Raw genomic sequence first — 19,294 nt, 5'->3', positions numbered from 1 at the left:
TTATTCCCATTTCCAGTTGGCTATAGAATCTATGAGGGTGTAGCGAGATGAGTGTGGCTCAATCTTAGTCTTGCCAAGCTCTAGGCCATCTCTTACAAGATATAAGTGGTTTTCATTTACCAGCCATACCCAAGGACAATCACCCTTCCAAGAAAATCCATTCTCTCCATCCCATTGGGCCTTTTTGAAATTATCATAAAAGTCTTCCAAATTATCTGCTGAAAGGCCATCTTCAAAATATTTATCAACCCTTTCATTGGCATAGAAATTGGTATTGTAATAGTCATAGCCCCTAAATTTTGAAGCATAAGAATAATACATATCTAGTGGGTCGTAGCCGCCCCAACCAAAGAGGACTGCCTGGCTATACATCTTATCTGCAAAAAAGTCCCAGTCTCCATAGATTGGATTTACATCGATGCCAATTTCCTTAGCCTTTTCAGCGAAATATACTGCGAGATTTTCCCTATCTTGGTAGGCATAGTAGAGGTCAAATTTGGCTTTCACTCCGTCCTTTTCCCTGATGCCGTCAGGGCCTTGCATCCAGCCTGCCTCATCTAGGATTTTCTTAGCAGCTTCGGTATCTCCATCCTTGATATCAGCTGTTTCCTCATTATACCAAGGAAGATTATCTGCTATGGATGTAGCCTTGGTGGCCTCTCCATTTAGGACATGATCTATTATCTCTTGCCTATCCATGGCTATGTTTAGGGCCTTTCTTATGGCTATATCGCTTGTAACATCATTTCCAATTGGTGCACCTGGGGCTAGGGTCTTATCGTCTGTGACCTCTCCAGTATTAGCCACAACTGGAAGGGAGATTCCCCTATTATCTACGGTTTTAACTGAAAGCTGGTGGAAGCCTTCTACTTCCATATCCTTGGCTGTATAAGGGATTCTAATAATATCGCAAAGGCCCTCCTTGGCTGTGGCAAGAGCAGCGTCATCATCCTTAAAGAAAATGAAAGTCACTTTCTTAAATGGGACCGCATCACCATAATAGTATTCATTTGGTGCTACTATCATCTCTTGGCCCTTTTTCCATTCGACAAGCTTAAAAGGACCTGAGCCTACAGGATTTTCCCCATAGCCTTCCTTGTATTTGTCCTTGCTTACAATTCCAAGAGATGCCATGGTGGTTGTAAAAGAAATATCTGGCTTTTCTAGGATAAGATTTATAGTTTTATCATCGACTTTTTCAGCCTTTATGAAACGGGTGAGGTTGATTCCGGCAGTATTTTCTTCCTTAGCCTTATTGTAGGAAAAGACAACATCATCAGCTGTTAAATCTGTACCGTCAGAAAATTTAAGACCGTCCTTGAGGGTGACTGTGTATGTAAGCTTATCATCTGAGATTTTATAATCTTCTGCCAAATCATTTACTATATTTAGGTCCAAGTCTCTCTTAAGTAGGGATGAGTGGAAAAGTAAGCTTGATGAATGGCTTGCCTCATGGATTGGGTCAAAGCCCTTTTCCGGCTCAGAGCCGATGCCAAGTATTAGTTCATCCTTTGGATGGCTTGATGCTACTTCTGTCTTTGTTTCTGTCTTTGTCTCAGTCTTACTTTCATCTTTAGAAGCCCCACAAGCTGTGAGTGCAAGGCTTAGGGCCAAAAGACCAACGACTTTTCCTAGTATTTTCTTCATAAATTCTCCTTTTACAATAAAAATAGGCATAGGTAGCCCGTCTGAGTTTCCTATACCTTCTTAGTATAATTGCTTAAATATTTGCCCCTCTTTAGCGAGGGAATTTGGATATTCTTATCCCGGCCACTTCTGCGACCTAAAATGCTCCCTGCATTTTATAAATTCTTTTCAACTTCTATCATGGCAAGGTCGACAAGTTTTTTAATCGAATAATCGGAAATTCCTACAATTATATTGTCATCGTGCCTGAAGGGAATTAGGATTTAGATTGCAGGCGATAAGGATACAGCCTGGCTAATCTTTTCTGTGATTTCTCCATATAGGGAATTTGTAAGCATAATCCCAATGGGTCCTAGGATTATATCAGCCTTGGCGGCATTTACCACTACTGGGTTTTCTCCAGTAGCTCCCCTATTTGCCCCAGCCTTTAGCATGGCGCTTGTGGCTAGAGAATTTGTCCCAACACATGTTATATCAAGGTCTTTGTGGCGGGCCCTTAATTTTGTTATAAGCTCTTTGCCAAGACCCCCGCCCTGGGCATCTATTACTAGTATTTTCATAAATTCCCCCTAATAGAAGATTACGATATTATTATAACATAAGAAAATGTTTTTTAAAAGATTTATTAAATATGAAAAGGGCCCCATAAGGGACCCTTCACATAGAAAAGAATAAGTTAGTCCTTGTTTTCATAAGGGAAAACATAAAGGAATTAATAATGAAAAACCTAGCTAATTTGATAGCTGCTATTATTATAACACAAATTTTATCTTATGCAAACTATTTCACGAATTTTTTTTCATATTTAATCCATGCTCTTTACATAAAAGCTTTCGTTTTCCTAATTATCACATTCTTCGATTTTTTCTATGTCTTTATTTTCTCCAATTATTACAAGGAGGTCATATTCTTCTATAACCTCATCAGGGCGAGGAGATACGATCATATCGCCATTTCTCTCAAAGGCCACCACATTTAGGTCAAATTTATTTCTAAAATCCAAATCCTTTAGACTCTTGCCAACCCAAGTCTCGTGAGCCTTGACCTCGGCCATAGAAAATTTATTTGAAAATTGGATATATTCCATAAGATTTGATCCAGAAATAAGCCTTGCAAGCCTTTCCCCGCTGTCTCTTTCTGGGAAAATTATCCTGTCTGCCCCAATTTTCTTAAGAATTCTAGCCTGAACAAGGGATGTAGCCTTGGAAATTACAGTTTCAATACCGGCATCCTTGCAAAGAAGGGTCGCCTCTATACTTGATTCAAGATTTGATCCTGTAGCAATTATAGCTATATCAAAGTTTTTGATTCCCAATTCATTTAGGGCATCAGGGTCTGTGATGTCTGCTTGGGCGGTATAGGCCACATCGTCTGCTAGCTTTTGGATCTTGTTATAGTCCATATCTACAGCCATGACCTCTATGTTTTTTTCTGATAGCTTGCGGGCTAGGGCAGATCCGAACCTGCCTAGGCCTAGTACGATAACATTTTTCATATTTACTCCTTTATCCTATAGATATAAAACTTTCTGGATATCTGATTAGTGATTTTCTAGTCTTCATGCCAAAGGCAAAGGCCATGGTCATTGGGCCAATCCTGCCTAGGTACATACAAATGGTTATAAGAAGCTTGCCGATAGTTGAAAGATTCGAGGTTATTCCCATGCTGGCTCCTACTGTGGCAAGGGCTGATACGGTCTCATAGAAAATTTCTACAAGACCTGCCTTTTCTGTAATGGTAAGGATAAAGCTTACAGAAATGATAATTGTCACAGAAACAGCAAAGATAGCAAGGGCCTTTCTTACTGTTTCTTCTCCTATGTGTCTTTTAAATAAAACCGGCTCATCTTCTCCCCTTATAACTGCAATAGTTGATAAGACAAGCACACCAAAGGTTGTAGTCTTAATGCCTCCTGCAGTTGAACCTGGAGAGCCTCCAATAAACATAAGACCTGCCAAAAGAAGGGCTGTAGAATCCTTGATATTTTCAAGCTTAACTGAATAAAAGCCTGCCGTCCTTGCTACAGTGGATTGGAAAAAGGATTCTGTAAGAGATGCCCCAAGGCCCTCCCCAACAAGGACTCCTCCGTCCTTTTCAAGGATGAAAAATCCAAGGGTACCCACAGCTAGAAGGATGCCTGTAAGGCTTAGGACAAGCTTAGAATGGGTTGAAATCTTTTCAAAAGACCTCCTCCTAAAAAGCTCACTTGTCACCACAAAGCCAAGACCACCGATAATAACTAAGCCATCCAGGGTGAAATTTACAAGCAAATCATCCCTAAAAGGATAGATACTATCACCCAAAATATCAAAGCCAGCATTACAAAAGGCTGATATAGAGTGAAAAATAGAAACCCATAGGCCCTTAGCAAGGCCAAAAATCGGAACAAACCTGATAGCTAAAATCATAGCCCCGATCAGCTCAACCCCAAAAGAGAAGAAAAGCACATACTTAAATAAGGCAATCATGCCCTCCAGGCTTTCCACATTTAGCTGCTCCTTAAGAATTTGCCTAGAGCTTAGGCCAATTTTCTTGCCCAAAATTAGAGGAATCATTGAGGTAATACTCATCACCCCAAGGCCTCCAATTTGGATAAGGACAATAAGTAGAAGATGACCGTAAGAATTCCAATGCTCGAGGGTATTGACAGGGGTAAGGCCTGTAACACAAGAAGCAGAAGCTGCCACGAATAAGGCATCAATAAGGCTCGTTTCATTACCACTACGAGAAAAAAATGGCATCCTTAATAGCAAAGCTCCGATTGTAATCACAATGGCAAAGCCCAGGGTAAGGACCATAGGCGGGTTGTGGGTTATATTGTCATATATTTTGGATAAAAAATTCTTTTCCATATTAACTCCTAAACAAAGCCCTTTTTCATAAAAAGAAAAGGGAGTAACTAGCTAAATTCTACAGTTTTTTATAGATTTGTCAAAGGCTATTTGTTAAAAAATAGCACAAAAATTTTCATTCTGGGTAAAATAATATATAAGAAGACACAAAGAAAGGATGACCATGAAAAAGATACTCACAATTTTAGCCCTAAGCCTAATAATTTTCCTGCCCAAAGAGGCTTTGGCTGATGAATTTAAGAAAATAAATATAGAAGCAAGCCTCGATGAAAAGGGAATCGGCTCTATAAAGGAAACTTGGCATATAGATGAAAATGACACAGACTATACAGAAAGATACAAGGCCATAAATAACTTAAGGGGCCTTAAAATCGAAGATTTTTCTGTATCTGCCTTTGGCAAGGATTTTGAAAAAGCCGACCCTTGGGATATTGACAAGTCCTTTGAAGAAAAGGCCTTCCGCTACGGCACAGTCCAAAAAGACGATGGATACGAGCTTTGCTGGGGCATAAGCAAGTATGAAGATAATGTCTACGACCTTAGATACAAGATAAGCCCCCTAGCCATAGGCCTAAATGATTCTGACATGGTCTTTTTCAAATTTGTGGGAGATGATTTTGACCCCATGCCAGAAAAAGTCAATATCAAAATCACCTCCTACAAGCCAATAGAAAGGGATGTGAAGTTTTGGGGCTTTGGCCTTAAGGGCAATATAGAAAATAAGGACGGGGTCATAGAACTTAATTCTACTGGAGGGATTGACTATGCCACAGTCATGATCAAATTTCCAAAGGGGACCTTTGCTGCTTCCTACAGGGAAGATAAGAATTTCAAAGACTATGCCGACCAGGCTGTGAAGGGCTCTAAATGGGAAGAAAACCAAGGCAAGGCCTACAAGCCCCCGATGCCAGTTTGGGCTAAAATTCTAATAGGTTTTGCTAGTGCCACGGGTCTTGCAGGAGCCTTTGCAGGAATCCGTGCCGCCAAATTATCTTTTTCTGAAAAAAGAATAACAAATCTCAAAGACCTTAGAAAGCCAAAGGACTTTGGCAGGGAATATTTAAAAGATATCCCATATGATGGCCACATCGAAGACTTGGCCTTTATTATAGAAAAGACCTATATCAATTCCATAGGTCTAGCCGAAGACTATGTAAATGCCTTCATCCTCAAATGGGCCCTTGCTAAAAAAATCGACCTGGGCAAGGATAAGTATGGCCTAGTTAGTGAAAAGAAAATCAAAATCCTAGAAAGACCAGACAATATGGGAGCCCTTGAAAGCAAATATTTCGACACCCTCTATAAGGCAAGTCTAAGAAGTCATGATGGCTTCCTTACAGATTATGCCTATCAAAAATACCTAGAAAAAAATAAGGACGCCCTCGATAATTTCTATGAGGACCTAGAAGATCTTTCTCTTGCGACTCTCAAGGAAAAAGGCTACATCGAAGACTATGAGTACGAAAAGACCTTCCTATCTTCATCAAGGACAGGCACAGAGCTAAGGTTGACCCAAAAGGGCATAAGCCTTTATGAGGACCTATGCAAGTTTAAAAACTACCTTGCATCTTACGAGCTTGTTGGAGAAAAAAGCCAAGAAGAGATGCCTAAGTGGAAGGGCTTTCTAGTCTATGCCCAAATCCTAGGCCTTGGAGAAAGCTTTGAAAAAATAGTAGAAAGAGATGACTATTATATGAATAATTTCATCTACTACCCATATTTATTTACAAACTCCAGAGGCTTTTCAAAATCCATCAACCAATCTTATGGTGAGGCCACCGGCTTTTCAAATGCCGGCTTTGGCGGTGCCACATCAGTAGGCGGAGGCGGCGGATCCTTCGGTGGTGGAGGTGGCGGCGGCCGCTAAAATTTAAAACAAAAACACCTAGCTAAGGACTTTGCTCCTTCTAGGTGTTTTGTTTTTCTAATTAATCACATTTACTTTTTGCCCCTTGAGAAGTTTAATAAGGTCCTTTTCCTTCTTATAGGCAAATCTCATATTATCCTGGGCGTTGGCCTCCTTGAAATATACTATAAGAAGGAGGTTTTTCTCAGCTCTTGACAGGGTCACAGACTTAATCTCATCAAGGCTTACTTTTTTATTTAAAAAGGGATTTAGCTTATTGGTATAAAGAAAATCCTTGCTAAAGCCCCTGGCAATTATGCCCGAATAGTTCCAAAAAATTATAGCAAGGCCAATGGCTAAGGTGTTTATAATATAAGGCTTAAAAACCCATTGGTAGATGGCAAACATGACTAGCATCATTAGATATACAGCCAAGTCTACCTTGGTAAATTTAACCCTAATTTCAATCCCTGAAAAAAGATAGAGGTTATAAAGACCTAAGAGGGCAAAAACCCCCGCTAAGATAAATATCATAAGTCCTCCTAGTTGTTAGCAGAATTTGCAGCTGCAGCCGCTTCGCTGTCCTTGATATTATTTAAACATATTACAAGGGCAAGCATGGCTTCAGTATAGTCCTCATCTAGGACCCTTAGCTCGTACTGGTCAGTCATGGCGAAAAATACCTTAGAAATCTCCCCAATCTTTTTGCCATCAAGGCTTATATCAAAATTATAATCCCAAATAGATCCCTTTAGGTAAATAGTCCCAAAATCTGTCTCTATATCGACCTTTCTTCTCAAAAAACTTAGCCTAGACTTGATAGTCATTTGGCTTCCGTCCTTAAAATCTACAAAATAAGTAGGCAAAAAGGATAGGATTTTTCTCTCAACCTTAAAGGCCTCCTTCATATCCTTGTCAAAAACCCTTGACCTATAGCCAAAAAAGGTAAAATCCTGATCCAGATAAAAGGCCTTGTCATTATTTTCATCCATAATCCAATATTTGTCAGTTATTTTAAAAAATTTTTCCTTAAAATAGTATTTTTTCATATAAAACTCCTTTGGTTTTATCACAATTTATAATATAGTATTTATATTAGATTATACCCGAGAAAAGAAAGGAAGAATATGAATACAATCACAAATTATATAAAAGACTTGGTAAATACTCCATCACCAACAGGCTTTACCATGAAGGCCACAAAATACCTTTGCGATGAGTTTGAAAAGCTAGGCTATAAGCCTTACACAAATAAGAAGGGCAATGTCATAGTCCCAATAAATGAAATGGAAGGAAATAATGGCCTACTCTTATCAGCCCACGTCGATACTTTAGGTCTTATGGTTAGGTCAATAAAGGCCAATGGCGCCCTAAAGCTTACTACAATCGGTGGTTTTCCTTATAATTTTGTAGAATTTGAAAATGTCACCATCCACACCAGATCTGGCAAGGAATATACTGGAGTATGCAGGCTAAATAATCCAGCAGTCCACGGTTCATCCGACCCAAGAGAGGCCAAACGTGATGATACCACCATGGAAGTAGTAATAGATGCCATCACCCATTCTAAGGAAGAAACTCAGGCCCTAGGCATAGAAAATGGGGACTTCATCTCCCTTAACCCTAGATTTAGGATAGACAATGGCTTTGTCAAAAGCCGCCACCTAGATGATAAGGCCTCAGCAGGCATCCTCCTTGCCCTAGCCAAGGAAATTAAGGATAAGGATATAAAGATAAACCGTCCTTTATACATGATGTTTACAGTCTATGAAGAAGTAGGCCACGGGGCAAGCTCAGGACACCCTGCTGGCATTTCCGATATGGTCGCAGTCGATATGGGAGTAGTCCACGATGATTTAACCTGCGATGAGCTTAAGGTATCAATTTGTGCCAAGGATTCGTCAGGTCCTTATAATTATGACCTAACCAATGATTTAATAGCCACCGCCAAAAAGGTCGGCATAGACTACGGAGTAGATATTTACCCATTCTACGGATCTGATGCATCAGCTGCTGTGGCAAGTGATTATGACTATAGGCACGCCCTAGTGGGATGCGGTGTAGCAGCTAGCCACGGCTATGAGAGGACTCACGAAAAGGCAATCAAGGGCCTCTTTGACCTCTTAGTAGACTTCATCCAAAGATAGGAGATAAAGATGGAAAATAATAAAGATAATAAAAATAAACAAGGCCTACTTAGCAGAATTTGGGAATTTTATAAAAGCTTTGCGGCAATCTTTCTAATAGTCTTTGCCATCAAATTCTTCGTCTTGGGCCTTACAGCAGTATCAGGCCACTCCATGGACCACACCCTAGCCACAGGAGATATAATGCTTGTAAATAAGCTACCACAAAGCCTAAATAAAGGCTATAAGAGAGGCGAAATAGTAATCTTCCACTCCCCAACTGAGCCTTGGAAGCTTTACATCAAAAGGGTAATCGGCCTACCAGGCGATATGGTCGAGATTAAAGATGGAAGCTTTTATATAAATGATGAGAAGCTAGAAGAAGACTACCTAGATGAGGGAATGATAACAGAAGCCACAAGCGAAACGACAGGTTGGTTTGTAGGAGATGATGAGTATTTCCTAGTAGGAGATAATAGGGTTAAATCAAACGACTCCAGAAACTTTGGCCCGGTATCCAAAGACAACTTCGTTGGCGAAGCCATAATGAGAATCTACCCACTTAATAAAATAAAAACCTATTAAAGAAAAATCAGCTCCAGGCAAGTGCTTGGTAGCTGATTTTTTGTGGGAAAATTTATGATTATAGAAATCCCCCCTAGCTTTACTCTTAAGAATAACGACAGGGTCTTGACTTTTAATCTAATAATTTCCATGAAAAAAGTAGGAGGCTTTTGCCTACCTACTTTTTAAATGAAAACTTATTAGTCTTCTTTTTTCTTTTTCTTAGTCGCTAGAAGTCCAGCTATTGATATGCCCATGCTTGTTACAATTGGTGCAACTGATCCTATACCTGTTTTTGGATTTGTTGACTTGTTTTCTTTCTTAGCAAGTTTTTCATCAGCAACTGGAGTACTTACTTCTCCTTTTTCCTCAGCCTTTGGATTTTCCTTTGGACCTTGTGGAGTCTTAGGATCTTCACCTGGCTCATTTGGCCTATTTGGTGTCTCGCCTGGTGTGCCTGGTTCATTTGGTTTTGGATCTTTTGGATTCTTTGGTCCTTCCGGTTGAGGATTCTTCGGATTCTTTGGTCCCTCTGGTTGAGGGTCTTTTGGATTCTTTGGTCCCTCTGGTTGAGGATCCTTTGGATTCTTTGGTCCTTCTGGTTTAGGGTCCTTTGGATCTTTTGGTCCTTCTGGTTTAGGGTCCTTTGGATCTTCTGGTCCTTCTGGTTGAGGATTCTTTGGATCTTCTTCTGGCTTTGGATCTTTTGGATCTGGTTTTGGACCTTCTGGTTGAGGTGGGATTTCGCAGACATTTCTTGTACCGATTTCAATAATCATGTCTTGTTTTTCTTTGATTGTATTTGTATCCCTTGATACTTCCTTGCTGTTTTCTACCTTAACAGTAGTTTCAGTCTTACCTGGTATACCTTCTTGAACAACCTTGTGCTTACCAGCATCTAAGTTAGGATTTTCCCTGATTATTACATCATAAGCTTTTTCGCTTTCAAATTTGAACTCGCCATCAGTCTTAGAACCGTATTCTACGACTCTATTCTTTGGTTCAGTTCTTTCTTCTTTGACTTCAAGCTTACCTGTCTTCTTGTTAAAGAATGTTGTATATTTTACAGATCCCTTAGATCCTTCTTCGATTACCTTTTCTTCTCCAGCTTTAAGCTCTGGGTTGTGTCTGTATTCTGTATTGTGACCAAGTTCAGTTTCCCTTACTACTGGTTTCATACCTACTCTTACTACCCTGTCTTCTTTATCGGTAATCTTTTCTGTAGTTTCTTTTGGATCGCCTACAGGTTTAGAATCTTCTACCTTTTGAGTGATAGTTACTTTTTCCTTACCTAGCTTACCTTCTTTTTCTATAATTTGGTTACCAGCTTCAAGAGTTTCATCGTAGATATACTCAGTTTCAAATGGTATCTCTCTTTCGAAAGTTTTTGTGATTTCACCATCAGATGGCTTGTTACCAACTCTTACTATCCTATCAACAGGCTCTTTAGTAATCTTAAATTCGCCCTCTTTGGTTTCTACTACTTCACCATCCTTGATGATAACAGTATTAGTTCTTTCTTTCTCGCCTGGTTCACCTTCTTGAACAACTTTTTCTTCACCTGGTTTAAGGGACTTATCGTACTCAATCTTTGTCTTGAAAGGAATTTCTTTCTTTTCAATTATTTCATGAGATCCATCTTTAGTTCCCTTACCTACTTGGATAAGAGCATCTTCTGCTGGTTCGATATCAACTTTTGGCTCTCCATCAATCTTAGAATTTTTGATAGTCCATGTTGTAGTTTTTGTACCGGCCTTACCTGGTTTTACAATTCTATATTCACCCTTCTTAAGGTCATCTACTTCTTCTACCTTGTAGCCAAATGGTATTTCTTCCTTGTGTTCTACCTTGCCATCTGTGTTTCTTCCCACTTTGATTATCCTATCTGTAGGCTTCTTGGTTTCGGTATAATCACTATTTTCAGTCTTCACAACCTTGCCATTTTCTATGGTTAGGGTTGTAGTTCTAGTTTTTTCACCTGGCTCACCTTCTTGGGTCACTTTTTGCTCACCTGGTTTTAGGCTATCATCAAATTCTACTATTGTCTTAAATGGTACTTCGACTTTTTCTTCGATTTTTTCTGTACCATTGGTCTTTCCACCGATTTTTACAACTCTATTTTGACCAGCTTCTTCTGTTTCAGAAGTTACAACCTTCTTCTGGTCCTTATCATAAGATGTTGTAATAGTAACCTTGCCATTCTTACCTGGTGTTACTTCTTCTGTCTTTCCAGATTCAAGGTTTTCGTCATAGACATATTCTGTATTGAATGGTTTTTCTACTACCTTAGTAATAGGCTTTGTACCAATCTTTACAACCCTATCAGTCGCTTCTTTAGTTGTCTTAAATTCACCTTCTTTAGTTTCGGTTACTTGACCATCCTTGATTACAAGTGTATTTGTTCTTTCTTGTTCTCCTGGATTTCCTTCTTTAACAACTTCCAATTGGCCAGCATCTAGATTTTCATCGTATTCTACTTTTACTTTATAATCGATAGATTTCTTTTCAACTACTTCGTGAGTACCGTCGTTAGTTCCTTCACCAATTAGGATTACCGCATTTTTAGCTTTCTTAGTTACTGTTGGCTCAGAAGTATTTGTTACCTTAGAGTTTTCTATAGTTAGGGTCTTTTCTTGTTCACCCTTTTCACCCTTTAGTTCATTTCCTTCATCATCTTTGGCGTATTTCCATTCGCCCTTCTTAAGTGATGGGTCTTTTCTAACTTCTACTTCAAATGGAATTTCTTCCTTAACTTTTTCAGTTCCGTTAGTCTTACCACCGATTTTAACAACTCTATTTTGACCTTTTTCTTCAGTTTCAGAAGTTACAACCTTCTTTTGGTCCTTGTCGTAAGTTGTTGTGATAGTAACTTTACCATTTTTACCTGGGGTCACTTCTTCAGTTTTTCCAGATTCGAGGTTTTCGTCATAAACATATTCTGTGTTAAATGGTTTTTCTACAACTTTTGTCACTGGTTTTGTACCAACTTTTACAACTCTGTCAGTTGCGTCTTTAGTTGTCTTGAATTCGCCTTCTTTAGTTTCAGTTACTTGGCCATCCTTGATAACAAGTGTGTTTGTTCTTTCTTGTTCTCCTGGATTTCCTTCTTTAACAACTTCTTGTTGGCCAGCGTCTAGGTTTTCATCGTATTCGATTATAGTTTTATAATCTATATTTTTCTTTTCAACTACTTCGTGAGTTCCTTCAACAGTTCCCTTACCTACTTGGATTAGGGCATCTTCTGCAGCAACTTCTGTTACAGTTGGCTCTCCATCGACTTTGGAGTTTTTGATTGTCCAAGTTGTTGTTTTTGTTCCAACCTTACCTGGTTTTACAATATTGTATTCGCCTTTTTTGAGTGTGTCTACTTCTTCAACCTTATATTTAAATGGCAATTCTTCCTTGTGTTCTACCTTACCTTCGGTATTTCTACCTACTTTTATAATTCTCTTTTTAGGAGCCTTAGTTACAGTAAACTCACCTGTTTCAGTCTTTGTTACCTTGCCATCTTCTATTGTAAGATTTACATCTCTCTTCTTTTCTCCGGCTTCGCCTTTTTGAATTTCTTTGGTTTCGCCTGGAGCAAGACTGTCGTCAAATTGGATTTCAGTTTCAAATCCTACTTCAACCTTTTCTTCAATCTTGTGAGTGCCATCATTCACACCTTCACCAACGTGGATTAGACGTTCTTGTGGCGCTTTTAGTTCTTGTTCTTCTTCTTTTATGATTTTAGAATCTTCGATAGTATAGGTTACTTTCTTAGATCCTTTTTCACCTTCGGTGATAACTTTGATTTCACCTTTTTTAAGTTTTGGATCTTTTTCTACCTTAGTTTCAAAAGGAACTTCTACTGTTTTTTCAACTTTACCATTTGTACCATAGGCCATAAATTGGGCTTCTACTTCTTTTGTTCCAGATTCAACTAGTTTGTCACCTTGTTTTTCATAGTAGTGAGCTGTTACTGGGACATTTAGTAGGGCTCCGTCTACAGTCTTTCCTTCTTCTGCATTTGGTACAGTTGCAGTTACCTTACCTGAATTTTCATCTATACTTACATTCCAAGTATTACCCTTATCATCTACAAATGTATTAGATGCAAGAGAAAACTTACCTGGTTCTCTATTATAAGTGTCATTTTTATCAAGAATAATATCTGAAGAAAGTTCATCTCCTGTCTTACCTGCCTTGGCGTTGTAACGAGGAGTTTTATTGAATCTCTCTTTAATAGAAAATTCAGCAATTATATCTTCTTCTGTTATAACCTTTTCTGGGTCATTCTTGTCTTGATAATGAGCTACTACAGGTACTTCAAGCTTTTCTCCACCACTAAAGTTTGATTGATTTTTTGGTTTAGCTGTCACTACACCTGTTGTTTCATCAATAGAAACATCCCACTCATTACCATGATCGTCCTTAAACTCAACACCTTTTTTAAGTTCGTATTTTACTGGTTCAAGCTTCTTGTTATCAGGGTTTTCAGGAAGCTTAGGAGTTGATTTTTGTTCTATAGCTGGATAATCAATCTGTACATGATATTCTGGTCTATTATTAGTTGAATCTTGAACTACAAAGTGGAACCAGTGGGTATCTGTAGATCCATTTGTGTAGGTATAAGTTAATGGTACAGCTACAAAGTCTCCTGCCTTAGCGGATTTTGGTGGTGTAATTTTAAATTTCGTAGGAAGAGTACTTTCATCATATTCAAGCTTCCATTTATCTTTTTCTTTCTTACCTTCATTTATTTTATTTATAAATTGCCAATCAATAGAACCTATAGCTTGCTTATCATTCTTAGCAGCTTCCATTTCATCTGGTGTCTTTTGATTTGGAAATGCATCCTTATCTTTTTTATCTTCTGGTACATAAAGATTAACTTCAAACTCTTCACCTGGTTTTACTTCAGATGATGTGTGTTTAGAAGTGTCATCTTCATTACCATCTTTAAAGCCTTGGTCGTAGTACCTTGTATCGTCAAGATTTAGTTTTAAATTACCGATAAGATTATAGTGGTCGTAACGGTCTATACCTTGTAAATCTACTTTAACGTCTTCTCCATTGTGGTTGATTGTCTTTGTACCAGCTCCTGTTGATGTGTATTTATCTTCACCAAAGTTTGCTTCCTTACCGACTGCTCTAAACTCTGCTTCTGTTCTAGGGCGGGCAAAGAATCTAACATCTAGGGATTGAATACCTTTGTAGTCATTATCTTTATAGAAAATAGAATCTTTGTTTAGTGTACCATCTTTGTTAATTACACCTTGTGGCATTTCGACTTGAACGATGCCATTTTCATCTATATAAGCCTTTGCTCCAGGAACAACCTTACCAGTGTTTGGATTATAGACTTGTCCTACAAGTCTTTTCTTGGCATTTTCATCAAGATTTTGAACTTTGACACCTGTGTTTACTTTTTGACCTTGTACAAAGACCTTGTCCTTATACTCACCTTGTAACTTAATTAGATTAAGCTTATCATTTTCATTTGGCCATGGGTTGACTGTGAAGCTGAATGCAGCATTATCACCTTGAGTAGCTTTTAATCCATTAGCATTGTCTTTTAAATAATGGCCTTCCCAAGCCATAGTTGTGTTCTTGTTATTAATATTATTAATATGCTCTAGGTCTTTTTCAGTAGCATTTGCATTCAAATTTCTTTGTTGTCTACTTCCATCTATTATTATTTCTGTGCTAGCTTTATAATTAGGGGTTTTAAAGCCATCTGCAAGAGCTCCATCTTCTGGTGACTTTGCAGGTACATTTCCAGTACCAAGCACTCCACCCATAAGACCAGAATTTGTAAATGCAAAATCTGTATAGGTTCTTTGACCTTTTTCCTTGTCTATCTCAATCTCATATCCCCATTTTTTCTTGTCAGGGCTAGATGCACTAGGTTCTGAGGTTTTATAACGATAGCCGTCTATAAAACTATTTTCTTTATCAAGATTATCAAAAGATGCTGTAGGACCATTTCCTTGTTCCATTTGGGTAGAACGGTAGCGTTCATTTTCATTGAAGTTTTTTATTTTTGCTTCATCTATGCTATAGTCTTTGACTACTGTTTCAGCCGGAGTTAAAGTTTGTTCATTGCCATCAGGGTCAGTAAATTTAACTGCGCCGTCATTTGAAACAGTTATAGAACTAGCTTTAACATCTGGATTTGCTTTAACTACAGCCTTTTTGACATTTTCAATTTCTTCCTCTGTCAAATTCTTAGGATCATATACTCCTACCGGGGTTGGTTTTTTTAATTCAAAAGCTTTTTGAGCTTCTGGAGTTTTTTCTTCACTAATTTGAAGAGAAACTGGCTCAGGATCAGCATTTTCGTTTATATTGGCTGACCTATTTGTAGAATCAGCTGTTGTTTCCTTATTATTTTGTGCTGTGCTAATTGATAGAGCTTCTTCTTTTCCAGCATCTTTGCCTTCCTCATCTTTCTCGGTTTTTTGAGGAGTTGTTGCTGCTGGATTGTTTTCGACTACATTTTTATCGACTTGACTACCGATATTTTCTTCTTCAACAACCGTGGCTGTCGGATTATCACTAGCTTGAGCCACATTTGCACCACCTAAAATAAAGGAGGCGGATATGGCTATGGCTAGGAGGTTTTGTTTCTTGTTCATAGAATTCCTTTCTTTTATTTCCATTTAATTATTACAATATATATTAAAATAATTCTAAATTTACATGCTAAATATCATACCGGAATAGGGAAAACAATTCAAGGGCCAAACCCTCTTAATTTCAATACTTAACACGAATTTAACAATCACTTCAACTCACTAATTCAGCATCTTTTTAGTTTTATTGAAAAGCTTTCCAAAAAAGCAAGTAAAAGAGCTAAATACACCATTTTCAAATTTTAAAGATATTGACAAGTTTTTTATCATATTACTCTAAGTTTTGTTGTAGAGAATTAAAAGAGATAAAAAGATTTTTAAAACCAAAAACCTCTCAAAGAAGGGAGGCAAGATTTTGATAATGTTTATTTTTACTAATAGCTTACATGACTAGCCTATATAAGATTTTTCCTCACTCCGTTCATCAGAATGACAGGAAAAGATAAAGGTTCCTATTTATTAAACATTGTAAAGGTGATAGAACCCAAAAAATCTAATTAAACACCTATTAAGATGTTAATATAAACTCCGAAGACCAATCCACCAATCCAATGTAAGTTTGCCAAAGGCAAACATATGCTCATGCTCCCCGCTAAGGGGCCGCTTGGAGGGTGTAGCCGAGAGGGGTGCAAGGGGGACATAAACGCCCCTTGATTTGGGGCGTTTATGCCGGAAACATAGTGAGGTAGCACGAAGAAGTTTGCGTAGCAAACGGGTTTCCGTCCGGTGAGGGAACATGCGGCGCTCTAAGCCGCTTGGGCAAATTCTTCCCTTGGCTCTCCCCCTTGGACGAAGATTCAGTTGTAAATAAAGCAAACATATAAAAGATATAGAATTTGTTATTAAAAACAAATAAACGCAAAATTTTCGAGAAAATTTTGTAGAGAACGTAATCTTTTTACAATCAATGCTCCTATTCGTCACATCGGTCCTCCCCGAGCCGGACGGGCTAGTTCAAAATTACATAAGGTTTTTCTAAAATTTCTTCTGCAGTGCATTGCACCTTGAGAAATTTTGAAAACCGTAAAAACTTTGCAAACTGAAGTCCTATCCCAATTTGATGAAATCAAATTGATGGAAGGTCTGATACTTTAGTAAAAGTTTTTACTACCATTATCTCGGATGGGAAAACCACTTTATTTATACATATCAAGCTTACCCATCAATTCATCTATCTGATCAATAATTTCCCCGATAAAGTCGATGGCATCTTCTATTGGCTTAGTAGTACTCATGTCTACTCCAGCTGCTTTGGCTAGGTCTATTGGACCACGTGAGCCGCCCATTTTTAGGACTTCTAGCCAGGTTTTTCTGTCTTCTTCTGTGCCGTGGACTATTTTTTCTGAAATGGCTGTTCCTACTGTAAGGCCTGCTTGGTAGGTGAAGGAGTAAAGGCCCATGTAATAGTGAGGTTGTCTCATCCAAGTGAGTTCTGCTCCCTCATTTAGTTTTACAGCATCTCCCCAGAATTGTTCTAGTTTTTCTTTAAAAATTGTGTTAAAGTCTTCTGCTCCTAGGCTTTCACCCCTATCTACTCTCCTGTAGACTTCTCTTTGGAAGGCTGCCTCAAGATAATGGGTTACGAAGTTGTGGTAGTAGGTCTTGCCTATCATTGTGGCTAGGACCCAGAGCTTTTCCCTGTCATCTTCTGCCTTCTTTAGGAGGTATCTTTCCATGGTTATTTCATTGGCTGTGGATGGAGCTTCTACAAAGTACATGGACATGTCATTTGATAGGGCATTTTGATTGTCATTTGACAAAATTCCTTGGCCTGCGTGACCTAGTTCGTGGGCGAGGGTCATGACTTGGCTCATGGAATTGTTGTAAGTAGTCATGATAAATGGATGGGATCCATAAGGGGATGCACAGAAGGCACCGGTTCTCTTGCCTATGTTTTGTGAATAGTCTATCCACTTGTCGGCAAAGGCCTTTTTCATGTATCCGATGTATTCTTCGCCTAGTGGTGATAGGCCATCTGCTATATAATCTCTAGCCTGGTCGATTGATACCTGTGGCTCATATTCTGGATCTATGGCAAGTTTTAGGTCTGCATAGGTCATTTCATCTAGGCCGTAGTGGTTTTTGATGATTGTAGCATATTTTCTCATGATTGGGGCAAGTTTTTCCATGATTATGTCGATGTGGTTTTCATAAATATCAAAGTCCACGTCTTGGCGAGCTAAGAGATAATGGAAAACTGACTTGTAACCACGAAGGTCTGCCATGATTTTTTCGTTTTGGATAAGGGTGTTGTAGACTGATGCGTCTGCGTTTTGATAGGCTCCTAGGACCTTGTGATAATCTGCAAAGGCCTTACGTCTAAGCTCTGTGTCGGTCTCGCCTTCTAGGTATTCCTCAAAGGTGTTGTGGTTTAGGACAACTTCCTCGCCCTTGTAATTTATATTTTCAAATTCCATATCCCCATAGCGCATGTCATTGTAGTTTACATATGGGGCATCAAAGGTTGGGGCAAGGGCTGCAAGGGCTGCTTCTGTCTTCTCATCTAATAGGTATTTGGCCTCATCCTTCACTCTTTTTAGGTAATATTCATAGCCTGGGTGGTCTTTGGCCACTTGGTCTAGGATTTTTGGGTCAACCTTGACTAAGGCTGAATCATAAAAAGAGAGTGTGGCCGCAATTTTTGCATATTCGCTGCCAAATTTGGCATCTCTTTTGGCCATGGCATCATCTGTGGCGTCTGTTTCCTTAGAAATTCCAGAAAAAGTGCCAAGCCTATCTGTAAGGCCAGAAATCTCAGCATAGGCCTCAAGGGACTTATAAACATCATCAGCAGTCTTTAGGTCTTTGAAATCTTCCTTGAATTTATCAGCCATATCGCCAAGTTTTTTTATATCAGCATAAAAGGCTTCATCTGTAGCATATAAATCTTCAATAGCCCAAATTTCCTTTGGGTCAACTTCGTTTCTTTTTTTCATGTTAATCCTCCTTAATGGTAATAAAAATTTTATAGATAAAATTTTTATGGTTCTCACAATATAGTCGAGTGCGAAGCACGAAGACTAGATTGATGAGAAACATTACGTTCCTTACACCCCAGCCCTAGCTGGGGTGCTTTGTTTTATAGGTAAAATTTTTATGGTTCTCACAGTTTATCAAGCACGAAGTGCGAAGAAAAACAAATGAGAAACCTTATGTAATTTTTTGCTAATGACGCGACGAATAGGAGCATTATTAGCAAAAAGATTACCTTCCTTTTAAAATTTACCTAATAAATCTTTTCTAAGTTATTTATATTATATCCCTTTCTTGGCTTTGATAAAGATTTTTACTATTAAAAGGTTTTTTGTAGGAAGTAGTGAGCTAATGACGATGTAATTGCAAAACCCTTGATATAAAAAACCATGAGATCTCTCACTTCGTTCGAGATGGGTGGACGGGCTTTGGGCTTTGTTTTGGGAGATAGGGTTTGATTATTGATTGAGGATAATTTTTAGAATTTTCGATATATTCCTAATGACGATGTAATTACAAAACCCTTAATATAGATAACCATGAGATCTCTCACTTCGTTCGAGATGGGTGGGCGGGCTTTGGGCTTTGTCTGGGAGATGGGGATGGTTTTTCTAATCGACTTTGTTATTTAATTTTTCTTAAATGTTGGTATATTAACATCAACCATGA

Annotated in this window: 11 protein-coding genes; 3 read left to right on the top strand and 8 right to left on the bottom strand. The window is 38.5% G+C overall.

All coding sequences use genetic code 11. The features are described 5' to 3' along the window. From NH288_RS04580 to NH288_RS04565, 4 genes are all read right to left on the bottom strand, one after another. Positions 1-1,647, bottom strand: coding sequence for an ABC transporter substrate-binding protein (locus tag NH288_RS04580; protein ID WP_265213444.1), 1,647 nt, complete (start codon positions 1,645-1,647; stop codon positions 1-3). A gap of 263 nt (positions 1,648-1,910) precedes the next feature. Then, entirely contained in the window at positions 1,911-2,207 is a 297-nt protein-coding gene (locus NH288_RS04575) for a DUF3842 family protein (RefSeq protein WP_265213442.1), read from the bottom strand. A 281-nt stretch (positions 2,208-2,488) separates the two neighbouring features. Further along, positions 2,489-3,142, bottom strand: a complete 654-nt coding sequence (locus tag NH288_RS04570) for a potassium channel family protein (protein WP_265213441.1) — start codon at positions 3,140-3,142, stop codon at positions 2,489-2,491. A gap of 10 nt (positions 3,143-3,152) precedes the next feature. Then, positions 3,153-4,499 carry a TrkH family potassium uptake protein gene (locus NH288_RS04565; RefSeq protein WP_265213440.1) on the bottom strand — a complete coding sequence of 449 codons (1,347 nt, stop codon included), beginning with the start codon at positions 4,497-4,499 and terminating at the stop codon, positions 3,153-3,155. A 163-nt stretch (positions 4,500-4,662) separates the two neighbouring features. Between NH288_RS04565 and NH288_RS04560 the strand changes: the two genes are divergently transcribed. Further along, the gene (locus tag NH288_RS04560; RefSeq protein WP_265213439.1) at positions 4,663-6,366 is read left to right on the top strand and encodes a DUF2207 domain-containing protein; all 1,704 of its coding nucleotides are present in this window, start codon (positions 4,663-4,665) and stop codon (positions 6,364-6,366) included. 57 nt (positions 6,367-6,423) lie between these two features. On the opposite strand, the gene NH288_RS04555 is transcribed toward NH288_RS04560, so the two are convergent. Beyond that, positions 6,424-6,879 carry a hypothetical protein gene (locus NH288_RS04555; protein ID WP_265213437.1) on the bottom strand — a complete coding sequence of 152 codons (456 nt, stop codon included), beginning with the start codon at positions 6,877-6,879 and terminating at the stop codon, positions 6,424-6,426. An 8-nt stretch (positions 6,880-6,887) separates the two neighbouring features. Then, positions 6,888-7,394: an LURP-one-related/scramblase family protein gene (locus NH288_RS04550; RefSeq protein ID WP_265213435.1), complete on the bottom strand. Its 507-nt coding sequence runs from the start codon at positions 7,392-7,394 to the stop codon at positions 6,888-6,890. A 78-nt stretch (positions 7,395-7,472) separates the two neighbouring features. Between NH288_RS04550 and NH288_RS04545 the strand changes: the two genes are divergently transcribed. After that, a complete protein-coding gene (locus tag NH288_RS04545) occupies positions 7,473-8,492 on the top strand; it encodes a M42 family metallopeptidase (RefSeq protein WP_265213434.1) in 1,020 nt (339 codons plus the stop codon). 9 nt (positions 8,493-8,501) lie between these two features. Beyond that, positions 8,502-9,056: a signal peptidase I gene (lepB, locus tag NH288_RS04540; RefSeq protein WP_265213432.1), complete on the top strand. Its 555-nt coding sequence runs from the start codon at positions 8,502-8,504 to the stop codon at positions 9,054-9,056. 179 nt (positions 9,057-9,235) lie between these two features. Here lepB and NH288_RS04535 read toward each other — a convergent pair whose 3' ends face one another. Further along, positions 9,236-15,655: a G5 domain-containing protein gene (locus tag NH288_RS04535; protein ID WP_265213430.1), complete on the bottom strand. Its 6,420-nt coding sequence runs from the start codon at positions 15,653-15,655 to the stop codon at positions 9,236-9,238. A gap of 1,133 nt (positions 15,656-16,788) precedes the next feature. Then, on the bottom strand, positions 16,789-18,588 hold the full coding sequence (gene pepF / locus NH288_RS04530) for an oligoendopeptidase F (RefSeq protein ID WP_265213428.1): 1,800 nt from the start codon (positions 18,586-18,588) through the stop codon (positions 16,789-16,791). Between the last annotated feature and the right edge of the window lie 706 nt (positions 18,589-19,294).

The organism is Anaerococcus sp. NML200537 (assembly GCF_026131715.1).
GTDB lineage: Bacteria > Bacillota > Clostridia > Tissierellales > Peptoniphilaceae > Anaerococcus > Anaerococcus kampingae.
This window is presented reverse-complemented; position numbering and strand designations above follow the sequence as displayed.